The sequence below is a fragment of the Streptomyces avidinii genome, from assembly GCF_045161815.1.
Lineage (GTDB): Bacteria > Actinomycetota > Actinomycetes > Streptomycetales > Streptomycetaceae > Streptomyces > Streptomyces avidinii.
The window spans coordinates 7,941,952-7,958,947 of sequence record NZ_CP108863.1 but is presented as its reverse complement, the minus strand read 5'-3'; the positions used below and the strand labels follow the sequence as shown (position 1 = coordinate 7,958,947).

Here is a 16,996-nt window from a genome sequence, read left to right as displayed (position 1 = left end):
CTGGCTGCGGATGAGGTGGATGGGGGCGGAGTGGTGCGGGTGGCACCGGGGCGGGGCGGCCGGACCGGGGAGGTTCAGGACTCCGCGGCTGCCCGCCGGTCGGTGATCAGCTTCATCGTGTGGTCCGCCGGGCGGGCCCGCTTGCCGGCCCGGACCGTCAGCCGTTCGAGCACCGCCGCCTTGCGCGGTCCCGAGATGCCGAAGGTGGTCTCGGGCTCGGCATCGAGCGGGCCGCGGACGTCGATGAGGCGGACGACGATGTCGTCGCGCTGAAAGATGCTGCTGCTCCGAACGGGGCTGGCCGGGCGGTGTGCGGCCGCCTCGTCCTGCCGGGCCAGGAACTTGGCCAGTGCCACGCCGCAGCCGGGCTTGGCCGGGTAGAAGAGCGCGTGCCGCTGCACCTCGGCGGTCTCGGGCTCGGGTGCGGCGATGTGGTGGACCGCCGGGAGCGCGGCCCGCATGAAGAACATGCGGGCGGACTCCGGGTCGTTCAGGTTCCGGTCCTTTTCCAGGTAGGGGTTGATGGCCTCCTCCACAGCACGCACCTCGGGCTGCTCGGAGACGTGCCGCAGGGCGGCCATCAGGTCGCCCTGGACCTCCACCGTGCGCACGACCCGGTTGCCGTGCATGAACAGCGAGGTACGGCAGAGCCGGGTGTGGTCGTCGACCCGGGCGGCCGGGGAGGCGTAGCTGGACAGGATGGCCGCGACGTCCTTCTCGCTGCCCGGCTTGACCGTGAAGGTGAGGGCGTGGCGCACGATGCCCGCACCCAGCCGGGGGGTGTTCTGCAGCCGGGCCGCGGCCGGGCGGGCCGCCTGGTCGTAGCCGCGGCCGGTCTCCCGCAGGACGGTGAACTTGAGCGGCCGCATGGCGCGGGCGCACGCGCCGAGCGGCTTCACCTGTTCGGCGTGGTGCTCGCTGTTGACCCATGCGAGGTACTGCGGGGCACTCTCCCACTCACTGGTGATGAGCCATTGGGAGGGATTCTCGAAGGACTGGCACAGCTGATCGCTGATGTGGCCCGGAACCGACGCGATGTCGTGGCGGAGCTGTTCGTACGCCTCGAAGAACTGCTGCTGGGTCCCCTCGTGGAGATCCATCAGCAGGACGACCCGGAGCATGGAGCCGTCGAAGGCTGACTGCGACACCCGTTCGGACAGGGTGGTTGTCATCTACTCACTCCTTCATGAGGGGGTGGAGATCCATCGCGTACGGACCCCTCGTCCGTCACCGGTGGCGTCCGCCCGGGCCGGCGGCCGCCTGAATGGGGAACGGCAGGCCGGCGCGTCTCAGGGGGAGCCGCTGTCGCTCATCGTCGTCCGGGTGGGGACGTACCGCTACATCTCAGGATCAAGCGGGTGACAACCGACGAATCAACTGGGCCTTATCCCGGATCGGGGGCATAAAGACTCCACTCCCCCACACAGAAAACAGGAGCCCGCAGCTGATGGAAGACAACGCCGATGTTCGCGTACCGGTTCTCGTCGTGGGCGGCTCCCTCGTGGGCCTGTCCACCTCGCTTTTCCTGAGCCGCCACGGAGTGAGGCACCTGCTGGTCGAGAAGCACTCCGGCACCTCCGCGCACCCGCGGGGCCGTGGCATCAACGCCCGGACGATGGAGCTGTTCCGCACGGCAGGGGCGGAGCGCGCGATCCGCCGGGCGGCGTCCGTACTCGAGGGAACCCAGGGCATTCTGCAGGCGCGGTCGCTGACCGACGGCGACCACAACTGGCTGATCAAGTCGATCGATCCGGCCGGGGCGCTGGCCCGCTTCAGTCCGACCGGCTGGTGCCTGTGCAGCCAGAACAACATCGAACCGGTGCTGGCCGAACAGAGCCGCGAACTGGGTGCCGACGTCAGGTTCGCCACCGAACTGATGAGCTTCGACCAGGACGCCACGGGGGTGAACGCCGTGGTCAAGGACCGGGAGACGGGCGAGCACATCACCGTGCGCGCCGACTTCCTGATCGCGGCCGACGGCCCGCGCAGCCCCGTCAGGGAGCAGCTCCGGATCCCCCAGACGGGTAACGGCGAGCTGTTCCACAACGTGAGCGTCACCTTCCACTCGGAGAAGCTCGTCCAGGTACTGGGTGACCTGCGCTTCATCGTCTGCTACCTGATGCGCCCGGGTGCGGACGGGGCGCTGCTGCCGGTGGACAACAAGACCCACTGGGTCTTCCACGCCCCGTGGCACCCGGAGCAGGGCGAGACCCTGGAGGACTTCACCGACGAGCGGTGCGTGGACCAGATCCGCGACGCGATCGGCGTGCCCGACCTGGACGTGGAGATCGGCGGCAAAGCGCCGTGGCACGCGGCCGAACGGGTGGCGGAGCGGTATTCGTCCGGACGGGTGTTCCTGGCCGGGGACGCGGCCCACGAGATGTCACCCACCGGGGCGTTCGGCTCCAACACGGGCATCCAGGACGCGCACAACCTGGCGTGGAAGATCGCCGCGGTACTGGACGGCTCGGCCGGCATCGAACTGCTCGACACCTACGAGGCCGAGCGGCTGCCGGTGGCCAGGGCCACCAGTGAGCGGGCGTCCGCCCGTTCGGCGGAGCACAGCCACCCGGGGTACGCGCCGCCGCCCACCATGGGCGGCGGGCCGGGCAGCGGGGTCCTCACCACGGCCATGGGCTACTGCTACCCGTCGGGCGCGCTCGTCGGCGGCGAACCCGGACGGCCCGTCATCCCGGAGAACCTGCGGCTGGTCGGCGACACCGGGACCCGGGCCCCGCACATGTGGGTGATCCGGGCGGGTGAGCGGATCTCCACCCTGGACCTCTACGAGCGCTCGTTCGTGCTGCTGAGCGGTGCGGGTACGCCGTGGAAGGCGGCCGCGAAGCAGGTGGCCGAGCAGCTGCCGGTGCGGCTGGAGGCCTACACGATCGGCGCCGGGCCGGATGTGGACCTCGTCCAGGACGGACGCTCCGACTGGACGGAGGCCCACGCGATGAGCGCCCAGGGCGCCGTGCTCGTACGCCCGGACGGGTTCGTGGCCTGGCGTTCCGAGGGCGCGGTGGCCGACGCTCCGGCGACGCTCGCCGAGGTCCTCTCTACGGTGCTGCGCCGGGCGTGACCACCTCGTCCCCGCTTCCGCCGGCCGTGCGTGCGGCCGGCGGAAGGGGTTCAGCGGCAGGCCCAGCAGCCCGCCCAGCAGCCGGTGGCGGCCGGTGGCGTACGCAGGCGGCCGCGCCCGGTCCCGCCGGCCGCTTCCCGGGCGGCGGAAGTCCGCCCGGTGTAACACGCGACGACGACCGCGATCGCGGCCAGTTCCTCGGGGGCGGCGACGCCCCGCTCCACACGCAGCAGGCTCGCTATCGGGACATCCTTCGACATCGGCACGGCCTCTCTCACGGGGGCTGCGCGTGCGCCCGGTCGCATCGCGAGGGGCGGACCGGCTCGGCTCCGACGCGGGCGGCACACGGGTGGCTCGGCGCGCTGACGGGACGTGTTCCGCGGACGCGAACCGGCCGGTGGACTCCGGTCGGGTCACCGGGAGTCCTGTCGCGACCGACGCTACAAGAGCGTGCCGCGGGCGGCACTCCGGACCGGCCGTGATGACCGGTCACCGGCCGCTGCTGTGCCGGGGCTGCGCCGGGAACCTGTACGCCGTCTGCACCATGGACCACGCGGGCGGGAACAAGGTCGGGCAGTGGGAGGTCGACCACGAGATGCCCGTACCGTGCCCGCTGGCCGGTCTGCTGCCGCTCACCGGGACGGCGGCCTCGGTGCACGAGCTGCCCGGGGCGGAAGAGGTGATCGGTCCGCCGCAGTGAGGTACGGCGGGTTGGTCCGGACGGGTGAACGCCGTGCCGCAGCGGCCGTCGGCCGGCGGGCGCGGGGCCGACGAGGGGCGCGGGCCGGCGGGCGGGGGCCGGCGGGCGGGCGGCGCGGTACGGGCTCTGGTCGGCGGCATCACCGTCGACCAGGGCTCCCCGCGTTCACTGGTTGAACTCCCCTGTCCTGTAACTGCTTTCCCGGTTCAATCTCTTGACGGCCCGTGAGGGCGCGGAGGACAGTGTCCAGCGGCGCCGTTCTGAGAGCGCTCTCAAGACGGCCGACCCGCTGACCCTTCCCCCCGCACCGCGCCTCGGCGCGCTTCAGAGAGGGCACGCATGCACGAGATATCCGGCAGGAAGCGACCGACGGTCCGGCGGGCCGTCGCGGCCGCGCTCAGCACGATCGCCGTGGTCGCGACAGCGGTCGCGGCCGTTGCCGTCGCCCTGCCCGCGAGCGCCGCGGCTCCCGCCCCGCCCGCCGGCTGGTCCCGGGTGTTCCTGGACGACTTCGACGGGCCCGCGGGCTCCGGGGTGAACACCGCCGACTGGCAGTACACCACCGGTACTTCCTACCCCGGCGGACCCGCCAACTTCGGTACGGGCGAGATCGAGACGATGACCGCCGACCCCTCCAACGTCTCCCTCGACGGCGCGGGCAACCTGCGCATCACCCCCCGCCGGGACGCCGCCGGCAACTGGACGTCGGGCCGCGTCGAGACCCGGCGGGCCGACTTCGAGCCCCCGGCGGGCGGCAAGCTCCGTACGGAGGCCCGCGTCCAGATGCCGAACGTGACGGGCCCGGCGGCCAAGGGCTACTGGCCGGCGTTCTGGATGCTCGGCGCCCCCTACCGGGGCAACTGGTGGAACTGGCCGGGCATCGGCGAGATCGACATCATGGAGAACGTCCAGGGCCTCAACAACGTCTGGGCGACCCTGCATTGCGGCACGACCCCGGGCGGCCCCTGCAACGAGACCTCCGGCATCGGCGGGCAGCGCGTCTGCCCCGGGGCCAGTTGCCAGGCGGGCTTCCACACGTACGCCGTCGAGTGGGACCGGTCGACGGCGGTCGAGGAAATGCGCTTCTACGTCGACGAGTTCAACTTCCATACGGTGCGCGCCAACCAGGTGGACGCGACGACCTGGACCAACGCCACGAACCACGGCTACTTCATCATCCTGAACGTCGCCATGGGCGGCGGCTTCCCGGACGCCTTCGGCGGCGGCCCCGACGCGGGCACCCAGCCCGGGCACGCCATGGTCGTCGACTACGTGTCCGTCCTGCGCTCCACCGGCGGCAGCACGCCGCCCACCACCCCGCCCACCACTCCCCCGACGACGCCGCCGACGACTCCGCCCGGGCACCGCGACGCCTACACGGCGATCCAGGCCGAGTCGTACGACGGCCAGTCGGGCGTGTCCAAGGAGACCACCACGGACAGCGGCGGCGGCCAGAACCTCGCGGCGATCGGCAACGGCGACTGGGCGCTGTTCCGGGGTGTCGACTTCGGTTCCACCCCGGCCGGGCAGTTCCACGGACGCGTGGCCAGCGGCGCGGCCGGCGGGGTCAGCGGCCTGGTCGAGGTACGGCTCGACAGCCCGGCCTCGGCTCCGATCGGCAGCTTCTCGATCGCGTCCACCGGCGGCTGGCAGAGCTGGCGCACGGTGCCCGCGAACATCACCGCGGTCACGGGCACGCACGACGTCTACCTCACCTTCACGAGCGGCCAGCCCGCCGACTTCGTGAACGTCAACTGGTTCGACTTCGGTCACTGACCACCTCCTCGCAGGCCCGGCGTCGTCCACGCGGCAGTCCGCGTGGACGACGCCGCGCGTCCGGTGGACGGCCCGGGCGGGGCGGGACAGGCTGGGGACCGACCGCAGCGGGAGGCCGCAGCAGGAAGCCGCAGCAGGAGGACACGCCATGCCCGACGAAGAACCCCGCGCCGAGCTGGACGCGCGTTACAGCGACGAGCAGGCGACGGCGGTGCCGTGGCGGGACGCCGTCAGCCGGCTGGCCACGGCGGAGCTGTACTGGCTGACGACCGTACGCCCCGACGCGCGGCCGCACGTCACCCCGCTGATCGGGGTCTGGGCGGACGGCGCGCTGCACTTCTGCACCGGGCCCGAGGAGCGCAAGGCCAAGAACCTCCGCGGCAACGCGCACGTCGTCCTCACCACCGGCACCAACACCCTGCACGAGGGGTTCGACCTGGTCGTCGAGGGTCGGGCGGCCCGGGTCAGGGATCCCGAGCGGCTGCGCCGGCTCGCCGCCGCCTGGGAGGCGAAGTACGGCTCCGAGTGGCATTTCGACGTCGGCGACGGTGTGTTCGTGAATCCCGACGCGGGCGAGGCGGTGGTCTTCGCGGTGCGCCCGAGCACGGCCTTCGGTTTCGGCAAGGGCGGGTACAGCCAGACGCGCTGGCTCTTCTCCTGATCGCCGCCGCCGCGCCCGCGCACACGATCATGGCCGTCCCGGCCGCCACCGGCAGCCCGTCCCGCGGGAACCGCGACGTCGGTGGGGTTAGGCTCGGAGCAGGTCGCGAAGGGGATGGTGCGGATGTGTCGGTGGCTCGCCTACTCGGGTTCGCCCATGCTCCTCGACACCGTGCTGTACCGCCCGGAGCATTCGCTGATCAACCAGAGCCTGCGCTCCCGGATGGGCGCGGAACCGACCAATGGCGACGGTTTCGGCATCGGCTGGTACAGCGCGGACGGAGACGGCACACCGGCGGTCTTCCGGGACGTCGGCCCGGCCTGGAACAGCCGTAACCTGCAGGAACTCGCCTCGCACGTCCGCTCGCCGCTGTTCTTCGCGCACGTCCGCGCCTCGACGGGTTCGGCGATCCAGCAGTCCAACTGCCACCCGTTCCGCCACGGCCGCTGGCTGTGGATGCACAACGGGGCGATCGCGGAGTTCCACCGGCTGCAGCGCGACCTCTGCATGGCCGTCGATCCGGCGCTCTTCCCGTGCATCGAGGGGTCCACGGACTCCGAGGTGATGTTCTACCTGGCGGTCACGTTCGGTCTCGACCAGGACGTCCCGGGCGCGGTGGCCAGGATGGCGGGCCTGGTGGAGCGCCTCGGCAAGGAGCACGGCGTGCCGGAACCGCTCCAGATGACGGTGGCGGTGAGTGACGGCGAGCGCGTCTGGGCCTTCCGCTACTCCAGCCAGGGAAAGTCCCGGACGCTGTACTACAGCAGCAGGGCCGAGACCGTCCGCCACCTCCATCCCGAGCTGCCCTACCTCAGGGAGGTCTCGGACGAGACCCGTCTCGTGGTCTCCGAGCCGCTCGGGGACCTGCACGGCGTGTGGAACGAGCTCCCCGAGAGCAGCTACGCCGTGATCCCCTCCGGCCCCGATGCCGACTATCTGCCGTTCCTCCCCGAGCTCTGACCCGTCCGGCCGGGGGGCGGGGCGGGGCCACGCCGGACTCCGGCTCGGCGGGCGAAGGGACGGGTATCCGCCTTTCGGAGACATGCCGTCGGTCACCGTCCGTATCCACCCCGGCGCGGTCGGGCGGAACCGCACCCGTAGCGGCACAGGGAAGAGGGAAGGCAGGGCCTGGCGTGAGTTATGTGCAGCGTGGCGCCGCCTACGCACGCGACAGCCGGTACATCACCACTCGGATCACCGCGGACGGGCGTGAGGGCTTCGCCGTCGAACCGGGCCGCTACCGGCTGGTGGTCAGCCGTGCGTGCCCCTGGGCCAGTCGTGCGGTGATCGTGCGACGGCTCCTCGGACTGGAGAAGGCGCTGCCGATGGCCGTGGCGGGCCCGACACACGACGAGCGGAGCTGGCGGTTCGACCTCGATCCCGGCGGTCGCGACCCCGTGCTCGGCATCGAGCGGCTCCAGGAGGCCTACCTGGCCCGCGATCCCGGCTACGACCGGGGCATCACGGTTCCGGCGATCGTCGATGTACCGACGGGCCGGGTGGTGACCAACGACTTCGCGCAGATCACGATCGACATGTCGCTGGAGTGGACGGCGTACCACCGCGAGGGCGCCCCGGCGCTCTACCCGCCCCCGCTGCGGGCAGAGATCGACGCCGTGAACGAGGCCGTCTACAAAGAGGTGAACAACGGCGTCTACCGTGCCGGTTTCGCCGGTACCCAGGAGGCCTACTCCGCGGCGTACGAGCGGCTGTTCGCCCATCTCGACCGGCTCACCGGGCGGCTCGCGGCCTCCCGCTACCTGGTCGGCGACACCGTCACCGAGGCGGACGTACGGCTGTTCACCACCCTCGTACGCTTCGACGCCGTGTACCACGGCCACTTCAAGTGCAACCGGCAGAAGCTGTCGGAGATGCCGGTGCTGTGGGCCTACGCGCGCGACCTGTTCCAGACCCCCGGGTTCGGCGACACCGTGGACTTCGATCACATCAAGCGGCACTACTACCTGGTCCACGAGGACATCAACCCGAGCGGCATCGTGCCCGCCGGACCGGATCTGTCGGGCTGGCTCGATCCGCACGGCCGGGACGTGCTGGGCGGACATCCCTTCGGCGACGGCACACCACCGGGACCGGTGGCTCCCGAGGAGGCCGTCCCGTCGGGTTCGAGCCCGCTCTCGCCCTGACCCCACACCCAGGGGCGATCACCGGTTACGCTGCTGTCCGGCGAGGGGCGGCACCGTGCGACCGCCCGTCCGTGGACCCGTGGAGGAGCATCCGTGACCGAGCCGCGTCCCGACAGCCGGCCCACCCTGGAGGCCGTCGCGGCGCACGCCGGGGTCTCCCGGGCCACCGCGTCCCGCGTGGTCAACGGCGGCGACGGGGTCCGCGCGCACCTGGCGGACCGGGTACGTACGGCGATCCGCGAGCTGGGCTACATCCCCAACCACGCGGCGCGCACCCTGGTCACCCGGCGCACCGGGGCCGTCGCGGTGATCATTCCCGAGCCGGAGATCCGGATCTTCTCGGACCCGTTCTTCTCGCGCCAGGTCCGCGGCATCGCCAAAGAGCTGACCGCGCACGACACCCAGCTGGTCCTGCTGCTGGTGGAGGACCGCGGGGACTACGACCGGATCGAGCGATACCTGGCGGGCGGCCATGTCGACGGAGCCCTCGCCTTCTCCCTGCACGCCGACGATCCGCTGCCCGCCATCATCCGCCGCATCGGCATGTCCACGGTCTTCGGCGGCCGCCCCGGCTGGACCACCGGGCCCGCCGAGCACGACGGCGTGACCTACGTGGACGCCGACAACCGCGGGGGCGCGCGGGAGGCCGTGCGCCATCTGCTGGCACAGGGCCGGAGGCGGATCGCGCACATCGCCGGGCCGCTCGACCAGACCTCGGCGGCCGACCGGCTGAGCGGCTACCGGGACGCGCTCGCGGCGGCCGGCCCCGAGCTGTTCGCCGAAGGGGACTTCACCCCGGCGGGCGGGGCCCGCGCGATGGCGGAACTGCTGGACCGGGACGCCGGGATCGACGCCGTCTTCGCCGGGAACGACCTGATGGCAACCGGCGCGCTGCGCGTGCTGCGGGAGAGCGGCCGCACGGTGCCGGGGGACGTGGCGCTGGTGGGATTCGACGACGCCGAAGCGGTGGCCGAGAGCACCGACCCGCCGCTGACGACCGTACGCCAGGACATCGAGGGCATGGGCCGGCTGATGGCACGGCTGCTGATGGACACCCTGAACGGCGGTCCGGACGAGCGGACCGCGCCCCGTCCGGTGATCACCGCCACGGAACTGGTGCGGCGCGCGTCGGCCTGACGTGCCGCAGGGGCCCGCACGGCAGCGGGCCCCTGCGAGCAGGGCGGGGACCGCGGGCCGGGGCCCTTCCCGGATCAGCGCCGCACCGGGCACTGCTTCCAGGGGAGTAGCCGGCCTTCTGCGTGCCGACGGCGCCGGGCTGCAGGCTGCCGAAGCCGCGGTAGTCGACCTTGGCCACGGCGTACGTGTACCCCTGCGGGACGTGGACGTCGAGGGAGAGAGGCAGTTCTTGCGGCCTTCGACGGCAGGGGCGCCGCCGCCGGCCTGGGCCGGGTACTCGCTGTAGGTGACGGTGAAGGCCGAGTTGTCCGGCGACACGGCGACGGTGGCACTGCCTGGCCGGCAGCCCGATCCGTTCACGGTGGCGACGTCCACGCTCACCTGGTCTTCGGGGGCCGAGGGCGCCGAGGGCGAGGCCCCGGCGGCGGGGGTGAGCGCGAGAAGCGTTGCGGTCACGGCGGCTGCGGTGAATCCGGTACGGAGCGACTTGATCACAACGTCATGGACAGCCGTCCATGACGGACCCGTCCGGTCGACGGGCACGCGGTCTCACCTCGATGGCCGAAGGCCGTCACCGCAGAAACGATAAACCCACCCAATTCGCTTCACTGAATGGCCCCAGGCAGCCCGGTGTTTCGAGTCGCACCGATCACTCGTTCCTGTTTGTCCTAATATCGGCGAGGTCCTTCAGGCAACCATCGGGTTCCGGAGCCGGCCGGGGCCGCCGGGCCCTCCTGCGGTGAGGAGTCCCATGTCCCGCGCACCACGCTCCGCCCTCCTGTCGGCGCTGGCGCTCGCCGCCGCCCTGGTCGTCGCCCCCGCCGGACCCGCTCCGGCGTTCGCCGCGGCCCACCACACCGGCGACGAGGGCGCGGTGCTCGGCGAGGAGCACGCCCGCGCGCACGCGCGGCTGCGGGACGCGGCCAGGGGAACCCAGGGCTATCCGCAGTCCAGGCGCACGTCGAGCCTGGCCTCGCTGGAGGAGTCCCAGCGCACGGCCAACACGAAGTTCCCCGCGGCCCGGTTCGGCCGGTTCGCCCAGTACTTCCCCTCGCCCGACTTCGGCGTCCACGTGGCCCAGCTGCCGACGGGCAAGGTCCTGCTGTTCTCCTTCGAACGCGTGGAGGCCGACCCCACCAAGGAGACCGGTCCCACCAACACGGTGGGCCGGACGAACGCGGGCCGCGCCTACCTCTGGGACCCCGCCAAGGGGACCGGGGCCAAGGCCTTCAGGAACGTGGCGCCGCCGGTGGTGCTGATGCCCGACGGCAGGTACGCCCCGCGCCCGGCGCCGTTCTTCTGCGCCGGCCACTCCTACCTCCCCAACGGAATGGTGGGGGTGTTCGGCGGCAACGTCGGCGGGAAGGGCGGCAGCGGCGCCAGGTTGTCCTTCGTCTTCGACCCGTGGACCGAGAAGTGGTTCCGCAACCGCGACATGTCCGTGGGGCGCTGGTACCCCTCGGTCGTGACCGGGCCGGACGGCCGGCAGATCATCATGTCCGGCCAGTCCGAGCGCGGAACGGGCACACCCACTCCGGTGGTGGAACGCTTCCCCGCGCTCGGGCGTCCCGTGCCCTGGCGGTCGTACGACATCCCGGCGAACGTCCCCTCCGAGCGGCTCCGCTCGGACGCGCCCTTCCGGAACGACTATCCGCACCTCTTCTCGCTGCGGGACGGGAAGATCTACGGGCTGGGCCGCGACGCCGACCAGCAGTGGCTGTTCGACCCGGTCGAGGAGACCCGCACCGACCTGCCGCGGCGGCCCGCCGACTTCCGCGGCTACGGTTCGGCGGTGCCGCTGCCGGCCGGCTTCCGCGGCCCCGACTCCGTCCTGGTGCTCGGCGGCGACCCGCGCGACCCGCTCACCTACCGGCTGTCCGGGGGCCGCTGGAGCATCGAGGCGCCGAGAGCCTTCGGCCGCACCCAGGACGGGACCCTGATCCTGCCGGACGGGACGCTGCTCACCGTGAACGGCGCCCTGGACACCCGGAACTACGGCAACGGGCCCTTCAACCCGAAGGCGGACCTGAAGTACCGGCAGATCGAACTGCGCGACGCCCGCGGCCACTGGACGCTGGGTCCGGCCCAGCGGCTGCCCCGCGGCTACCACTCCAACGCCCTGGTCCTGCCGGACGGCCGGATGATGGTCACCGGCGACGAGCTCCAGCAGATCGCCAACGACCCCGACATCAAGGACGGGATGGACGGCAGCATCGAGCTCTACGAGCCCGCCTATCTGCACCGGGGGCCCCGCCCGGCGCTCGACCGGGCCCCGGCGGGCGACCTGGACCACGACGCGGCCTTCCAGGTCTCCAGCTCGACGGCGAAGGACGTGACGCGCGCGGTGCTGCTGGCTCCGACGACCGTCACCCACTCGGTGAACACCAGCCAGCGCCACCTGGACCTGCGGATCACCGGCGTGCACGGCTCCACCGTCGCACTCCGTACGCCGCCGAGCGCCGCCGATGCCCCGCCCGGGTACTACATGCTCTTCCTGCTCGACGCGAAGGGCGTGCCCAGCACCGCGAAGTGGGTGAAGCTCGGCACCCGCTAGCGGGTCGGGCCGAGGAGGACGACTGCCGCGCGCCCGTCCGTACGGACCGGGCAGTCGAGCGGTCCCGTCACCAGGGCCGCGTCGTACGGGAGGAGTTCCACGAGGTCGTCCGGCCGTTCGAGCGCGGCCGGCCCCTCCAGGGCGACCACCAGCAGCGTCTCGCCCGGCCCGACCGCCAGGGCCGACCGGCCCCGTACGACGGCGGTCCGCGCCTCCACCGCGCCCCGGCGGTACATCACGTTGAAGTTCACCACGGGGCCGGAGAGCAGCCGGCAGTCGGTCGGCTCGTCCCCGGGGAAGTCCTGCGGCGCGTACCGTTCGGCCACGAGCCGGCGTACGCCCCCCACCGTGAGGTCCATGCCAGCGCCCTCGGCGAGGGTGAGGGTCCGCCCGATGCCGGGGAAGGCCGAGAACGGCCCGTCGGCGGCGACCTCGGCGAGGCTCACGCGCCAGCCGAAGTCGTCCATGCCGGCGCCCTCGGGCCACGCCGCGATCTCCCGCGTGACTCCGCCGCCGTTCTTCCACACGGTGGCCGTGCGGTCGGCCGCCCGCAGGATGCGGATGCCGCCGCCGCTCGGTGCGCCCATGGCGATCAGGCCTTCTCCATCGAGGGGCGCAGGCGGCCCAGCAGGGCGTAGAGCGTCGCGCTCTCGGTCTCGTCGAGGGTGTCCAGCGCGCCGTGCATCGCCTGCATCTCCTCCCGTACGCGGCGGATCACCTCACGCCCCGCGTCGGTGGCGACGACGTTCTTGACACGCCGGTCGGCGGGGTCGGGCTCCCGGCGCACCAGCTCGCGGGCCTCCAGGCGGTCGACGATGCCGGTCACGTTCGAGGCGTCGCAGACCAGCAGGGTGGCAAGGCCGCGCATCGGCACGGGGCCGTCGAGCTGGGCGAGGACCCTGGCCTGGGTGGAGGTGAGGCCGTGCTGGGCCGCGGCGGCCGCGAACTCGCGCCACTGGGCGGTGCCGATCGCGGCGAGCAGCTCCAGCAGCTGGAGCTTGGTGGGGGTCTGCGTGGCGGTGTCGCTCATACCTGGAGCGTACTCAGGATGTTTCACATTATCAATTGTTTACTTGACCACCTTAACTATCGACGTCTACCGTCGTTCGAGTTACTTGATGAAGTCAAACATCTGCGTTCCGAAGCTCCTCAGCTCCGAAACACGAAGAAGGTCACCCCCAGCCATGAGCACCCCCTCCCCCGCCACCCCGGCCGCCGGGCACCGGAACGAGACGGTCATCGTCTTCGCCCTGAGCCTGGCCGCCATGGTCGTCTCGATGATGCAGACCCTGCCGGTCCCGATCCTGGGCCTGATCCGCCAGGACCTCGGCACCACGACGGCCAACGTGAGCTGGGTGACCACCGCCACCCTCCTGTCGGCCGCCGTCTTCACCCCGCTGTTGGGCCGCTTCGGCGACCAGCACGGCAAGAAGCCCACCCTGGTCGCCGTGCTCGGCGTCATGGTCGCCGGCTCCGTCATCGCCGCTCTCGCGTCCTCGCTGCCGCTGCTGATCCTGGGCCGGGTGCTCCAGGGCGCCGCCACCGCGATCTTCCCGCTGGCCCTCTCGGTCCTGCGCGAAGAGGTCCGGCCGCAGAAGCTGCCGGGTGCGATGGCCCTGGTCAGCGGCACGCTCGCGTTCGGCAGCGGGCTCGCGCTCGTCGCGACCGGGCTGCTCACCTCCGGCTCCGGCGCGGACTACCGCAACGCCTTCTGGATGGCGACCGGCTTCGCGCTCCTCGCCCTGCTCGCGGTCGTCCTCCTGGTCCCCGCGACCCGGCACAAGACCGGCGGGCGCACCGACTTCCTCGGCGCCCTGACGCTCGGCATCGCCCTGCTGCTGCTCCTGCTGCCGATCTCCCAGGGCCACGAGTGGGGCTGGGGTTCCGCCCGTACGCTGGGCAGCTTCGCCGGCGCCGCCGTCATGGCCGCCGTCTGGGTGCTCGTCGAGCGCAGGGTGAGCGAGCCCCTCGTCGACATGAAGATGTTCGTCCACCGCCCGGTGCTCATGGCCAACCTGGCCGGCATCCTCGTCGGCTTCGGCATGTTCGCGAACTTCCTGGGCGTCTCGTACCTCGTCCAGATGCCCGAGGCGCTCACCGGCTACGGCTTCGACGCGTCCATCCTGCGCGCCTCCGTGCAGTTCCTGCTGCCCGGCGCGATCGTCTCGCTGCTCGCCTCGCCCGTGGGCGGCCAGATCGTGCGGCACCGCGGTCCGCGCACCGCGCTGGGGCTGGCCGCCGCGCTCGGCACGGTCGGCTTCGCCTGGCTGGTCCTGGACCACGGGCACAGCCTGTCGGTCATCGGTGCCGGACTCGTCGTCGGCGCGGCCGTGAGCTTCGGCTACGCCGCCATGCCCGCCGTGATCATGTCCAGCGTCCCGCACCACCAGAGCGGCATCGCCAACGGCATCAACTCGATCTCCCGCTCCACGGGCAGCGCGATCGGCAGCGCCGTCGTCACCACGATCCTGGCCTCCAGGACCATCGATCACCTGCCGGCCGGGGTCCCGCCGCTGCCCGCCGAGTCCGGGTTCACCCTGACCTTCGGGATCGGCGCCGTGGCCTTCGCGCTGGTCGCGGTGATCGGATGGATCGGTCTGCGGGGCGGTCAGGGCATCCGGGCGGCGGCCTCCGGACCGTCGGCGGCGGCCGAGCCGGTCCCGGCGACCGGGCAGGCCGTGACGGCCCTGAAGGCGGAGAACGCGGAGAAGGCGGACGCCACCCGCTGACCCCGCGTGTCGCTCGCGGCGGCCGGGCCCTCCGGCCTTGCATGGTGGGTGCATGAAGGCTACGGAGGTCATCGCCGACGGGTTCGGACGCATCCGGGAGATCGTGCACGAGGTCGTGGAAGGGGTCCCGGCGGAGCTGCTCAACGCCCGCGTGGACCCGGCGGCGAACTCGATCACCTGGCTGGTCTGGCATCTGACCCGCGTCCAGGACGACCACCTCGCGGACGCTGCCGACACCGAGCAGGTGTGGGACTCCGAGGGGTGGTCGGACCGGTTCGCGCTGCCGGTGCCCGCCGGGGCGACCGGGTTCGGGCACTCACCGCAGGACGTCTACACCGTCCGGGTCGACTCGGGCGAGCTGCTGCTGGGGTACTTCGACGCGGTGCACGAGCGGACCGCGCGGTTCGTCCGGGGGCTCGCCGCCACCGACCTGGAACGGGTGGTCGACGAGCGCTGGGACCCGCCGGTCACCCTCGGGGTACGCCTGGTCAGCGTGCTGACGGACGACCTCCAGCATGCCGGGCAGGCGGCCTTCGTACGGGGCGTGCTGGAGCGGGACCGGGGCGTCTGAGGCGGCTCCCGTCCCGTTGCCCGGACAGCGCCGCCGCCGAGCGCATCACAGGACGCACAGAGGGCCGGGACCCCGTCGGGGTCCCGGCCCTCGCGCACTACGCTCCGCTGGCGTCGAGCATGCCCTCGCGCTCGACGATCTTCACGCGCTCGCGGCCCTGGGGCTCACCGAGGGCCTTCTCGGCCGCGTCCAGCTTGTACCAGCCCTCCCACGTCGTGTAGCGGACGCTGCGCTCGGCGAGGAAGGCCTCGACGGCCTCCGGCGCGGGGGTGGCCGGCTCGCCGAGGCGGCCCTCGGCGTGGTCGGCGAGCAGGTTCGCGACGGTCTCGTTCGCGTCGCCCTTGGTGTGGCCGATCAGGCCGATCGGACCGCGCCGGATCCATCCGGTGACGTACGTCGACTGCAGGTGGCTGCCGGCCTCGATCACGCGGCCGCCCTCGTCCGGGACCGTGCCGGACTCGACGTCCCAGGGAAGCTTGGGCAGCTCGTCGGAGAGGTAGCCCACGGCCCGGTAGACGGACTGGATGTCCCAGTCGGTGAAGTTGCCGGTGCCCTTGACGTTGCCGGTGCCGTCGAGCTCGGTGCGCTCGGTGCGCAGCCCGACGACCTTGCCGTCCTCGCCGAGGATCTCGGCGGGCGACTCGAAGAAGTGCAGGAACAGCTTGTGCGGGCGCTCGCCGATGTCGCGGATCGCCCAGTTCTCCAGGGTCTTGGCGACCATGTCGGCCTGCTTGTTCGCGCGGCGCGTGGCTATGGAGCCCTCGTCGTAATCGATGTCCTCGGGGTTGACGATGACCTCGATGGTCGGCGAGTGGTCCAGCTCGCGCAGCTCCATGGGGCTGAACTTGGCCTGGGCCGGTCCGCGACGGCCGAAGACGTGCACCTCGAGGGCCTTGTTCGCCTTGAGCCCGTCGTGGACGTTCGCGGGGATCTCGGTGGGCAGCAGCTCGTCGGCCGTCTTCGCGAGGATGCGCGCGACGTCCAGGGCCACGTTGCCGACGCCGAGCACGGCGACCTTCTCGGCCTCCAGCGGCCAGGTGCGCGGGACGTCCGGGTGACCGTCGTACCAGGAGACGAAGTCGGCGGCGCCGTAGGAGCCGTCGAGCTCGACGCCCGGGATGGCCAGGGCGCGGTCGGCCGTGGCACCGGTGGAGAAGATCACGGCGTCGTAGAAGGACCGCAGCTCGTCGAGGCTGATGTCGTTCGGGTAGTCGACATTGCCGAAGAGGCGGACCTGCGGCTTGTCGAGGACCTGGTGCAGGGCGGTGATGATGCCCTTGATCCGGGGGTGGTCGGGGGCGACGCCGTACCGGATCAGGCCGAAGGGGGCGGGCATCCGCTCGAAGAGGTCGATGGACACGCCGGGCTCGACGGCCGCCTCGGACTTCAGCAGCGCGTCGGCGGCGTAGATACCGGCGGGGCCGGCACCGACGATTGCTACCCGCAGAGGGCGAGGCATGGCAGAGGTTCCCTTCGACTGACGGCAAGGTGGATCAAGGGGAACCCTAAACGAAGGTAAGCCTAACTCAGCACCCGGCATCTCTTTATGACCCCATAATCAAAACTTATGACCTCCCCAAGCAACGCTTGGAGCTTAGGGGAACTCGCTGGTCAGCGGGGGCCTCACCTGACAGACTGAAACGGC

General features: G+C 71.9%; 15 protein-coding genes and 1 pseudogene. 10 read left to right on the top strand and 6 right to left on the bottom strand.

Annotation, left to right across the window (positions count from 1 at the left end):
- Positions 1-74 precede the first annotated feature (74 nt).
- Positions 75-1,172, bottom strand: a complete 1,098-nt coding sequence (locus tag OG373_RS35955) for a SchA/CurD-like domain-containing protein (protein WP_405442836.1) — start codon at positions 1,170-1,172, stop codon at positions 75-77.
- Positions 1,173-1,447: 275 nt separating this feature from the next.
- On the opposite strand from OG373_RS35955, the gene OG373_RS35950 reads away from it, so the two are divergent.
- Complete coding sequence (locus OG373_RS35950) at positions 1,448-3,079, top strand: FAD-dependent oxidoreductase (RefSeq protein WP_405442835.1); 1,632 nt, start codon at positions 1,448-1,450, stop codon at positions 3,077-3,079.
- Between the two features lie 50 nt (positions 3,080-3,129).
- On the opposite strand, the gene OG373_RS35945 is transcribed toward OG373_RS35950, so the two are convergent.
- The gene (locus OG373_RS35945; protein WP_405442834.1) at positions 3,130-3,339 is read right to left on the bottom strand and encodes an acyl-CoA carboxylase epsilon subunit; all 210 of its coding nucleotides are present in this window, start codon (positions 3,337-3,339) and stop codon (positions 3,130-3,132) included.
- A gap of 221 nt (positions 3,340-3,560) precedes the next feature.
- On the opposite strand from OG373_RS35945, the gene OG373_RS35940 reads away from it, so the two are divergent.
- From OG373_RS35940 to OG373_RS35915, 6 genes are all read left to right on the top strand, one after another.
- Positions 3,561-3,779 (top strand): hypothetical protein, encoded by a 219-nt coding sequence (locus tag OG373_RS35940; RefSeq protein ID WP_405442833.1) that lies wholly within the window; start codon positions 3,561-3,563, stop codon positions 3,777-3,779.
- 339 nt (positions 3,780-4,118) lie between these two features.
- Complete coding sequence (locus OG373_RS35935; protein ID WP_405442832.1) at positions 4,119-5,555, top strand: glycoside hydrolase family 16 protein; 1,437 nt, start codon at positions 4,119-4,121, stop codon at positions 5,553-5,555.
- Positions 5,556-5,703: 148 nt separating this feature from the next.
- Positions 5,704-6,216, top strand: a complete 513-nt coding sequence (locus OG373_RS35930; RefSeq protein ID WP_397735603.1) for a pyridoxamine 5'-phosphate oxidase family protein — start codon at positions 5,704-5,706, stop codon at positions 6,214-6,216.
- Positions 6,217-6,339: 123 nt separating this feature from the next.
- Entirely contained in the window at positions 6,340-7,176 is an 837-nt protein-coding gene (locus tag OG373_RS35925) for a class II glutamine amidotransferase (RefSeq protein ID WP_397735601.1), read from the top strand.
- A gap of 173 nt (positions 7,177-7,349) precedes the next feature.
- Positions 7,350-8,360 (top strand): glutathione S-transferase family protein, encoded by a 1,011-nt coding sequence (locus OG373_RS35920; protein WP_405442829.1) that lies wholly within the window; start codon positions 7,350-7,352, stop codon positions 8,358-8,360.
- Positions 8,361-8,453: 93 nt separating this feature from the next.
- Positions 8,454-9,497: a LacI family DNA-binding transcriptional regulator gene (locus tag OG373_RS35915; RefSeq protein ID WP_397735597.1), complete on the top strand. Its 1,044-nt coding sequence runs from the start codon at positions 8,454-8,456 to the stop codon at positions 9,495-9,497.
- A gap of 106 nt (positions 9,498-9,603) precedes the next feature.
- Here OG373_RS35915 and OG373_RS35910 read toward each other — a convergent pair.
- A pseudogene (locus tag OG373_RS35910) lies at positions 9,604-9,989 on the bottom strand (DUF4360 domain-containing protein); the annotation flags it as partial.
- Between the two features lie 259 nt (positions 9,990-10,248).
- Here OG373_RS35910 and OG373_RS35905 point away from each other — a divergent pair.
- Positions 10,249-12,051 carry a galactose oxidase-like domain-containing protein gene (locus tag OG373_RS35905; protein WP_405442828.1) on the top strand — a complete coding sequence of 601 codons (1,803 nt, stop codon included), beginning with the start codon at positions 10,249-10,251 and terminating at the stop codon, positions 12,049-12,051.
- On the opposite strand, the gene OG373_RS35900 is transcribed toward OG373_RS35905, so the two are convergent.
- Together OG373_RS35900 and OG373_RS35895 are read right to left on the bottom strand one after the other, a co-directional pair.
- Entirely contained in the window at positions 12,048-12,638 is a 591-nt protein-coding gene (locus OG373_RS35900) for a HutD family protein (RefSeq protein WP_405442827.1), read from the bottom strand. The two genes, OG373_RS35905 and OG373_RS35900, sit on opposite strands and share 4 nt — an antisense overlap.
- Before the next feature lie 5 nt (positions 12,639-12,643).
- Positions 12,644-13,081 carry a MarR family winged helix-turn-helix transcriptional regulator gene (locus tag OG373_RS35895; RefSeq protein WP_397735589.1) on the bottom strand — a complete coding sequence of 146 codons (438 nt, stop codon included), beginning with the start codon at positions 13,079-13,081 and terminating at the stop codon, positions 12,644-12,646.
- A gap of 154 nt (positions 13,082-13,235) precedes the next feature.
- Between OG373_RS35895 and OG373_RS35890 the strand changes: the two genes are divergently transcribed.
- Together OG373_RS35890 and OG373_RS35885 are read left to right on the top strand one after the other, a co-directional pair.
- On the top strand, positions 13,236-14,780 hold the full coding sequence (locus OG373_RS35890; RefSeq protein WP_405442824.1) for an MFS transporter: 1,545 nt from the start codon (positions 13,236-13,238) through the stop codon (positions 14,778-14,780).
- Between the two features lie 52 nt (positions 14,781-14,832).
- On the top strand, positions 14,833-15,351 hold the full coding sequence (locus tag OG373_RS35885; RefSeq protein WP_405442822.1) for a DUF664 domain-containing protein: 519 nt from the start codon (positions 14,833-14,835) through the stop codon (positions 15,349-15,351).
- 97 nt (positions 15,352-15,448) lie between these two features.
- Here the strand turns inward: OG373_RS35885 and OG373_RS35880 are convergent, their stop codons facing one another.
- Positions 15,449-16,810 (bottom strand): FAD-dependent oxidoreductase, encoded by a 1,362-nt coding sequence (locus OG373_RS35880; protein ID WP_405442821.1) that lies wholly within the window; start codon positions 16,808-16,810, stop codon positions 15,449-15,451.
- Positions 16,811-16,996: the final 186 nt, after the last annotated feature.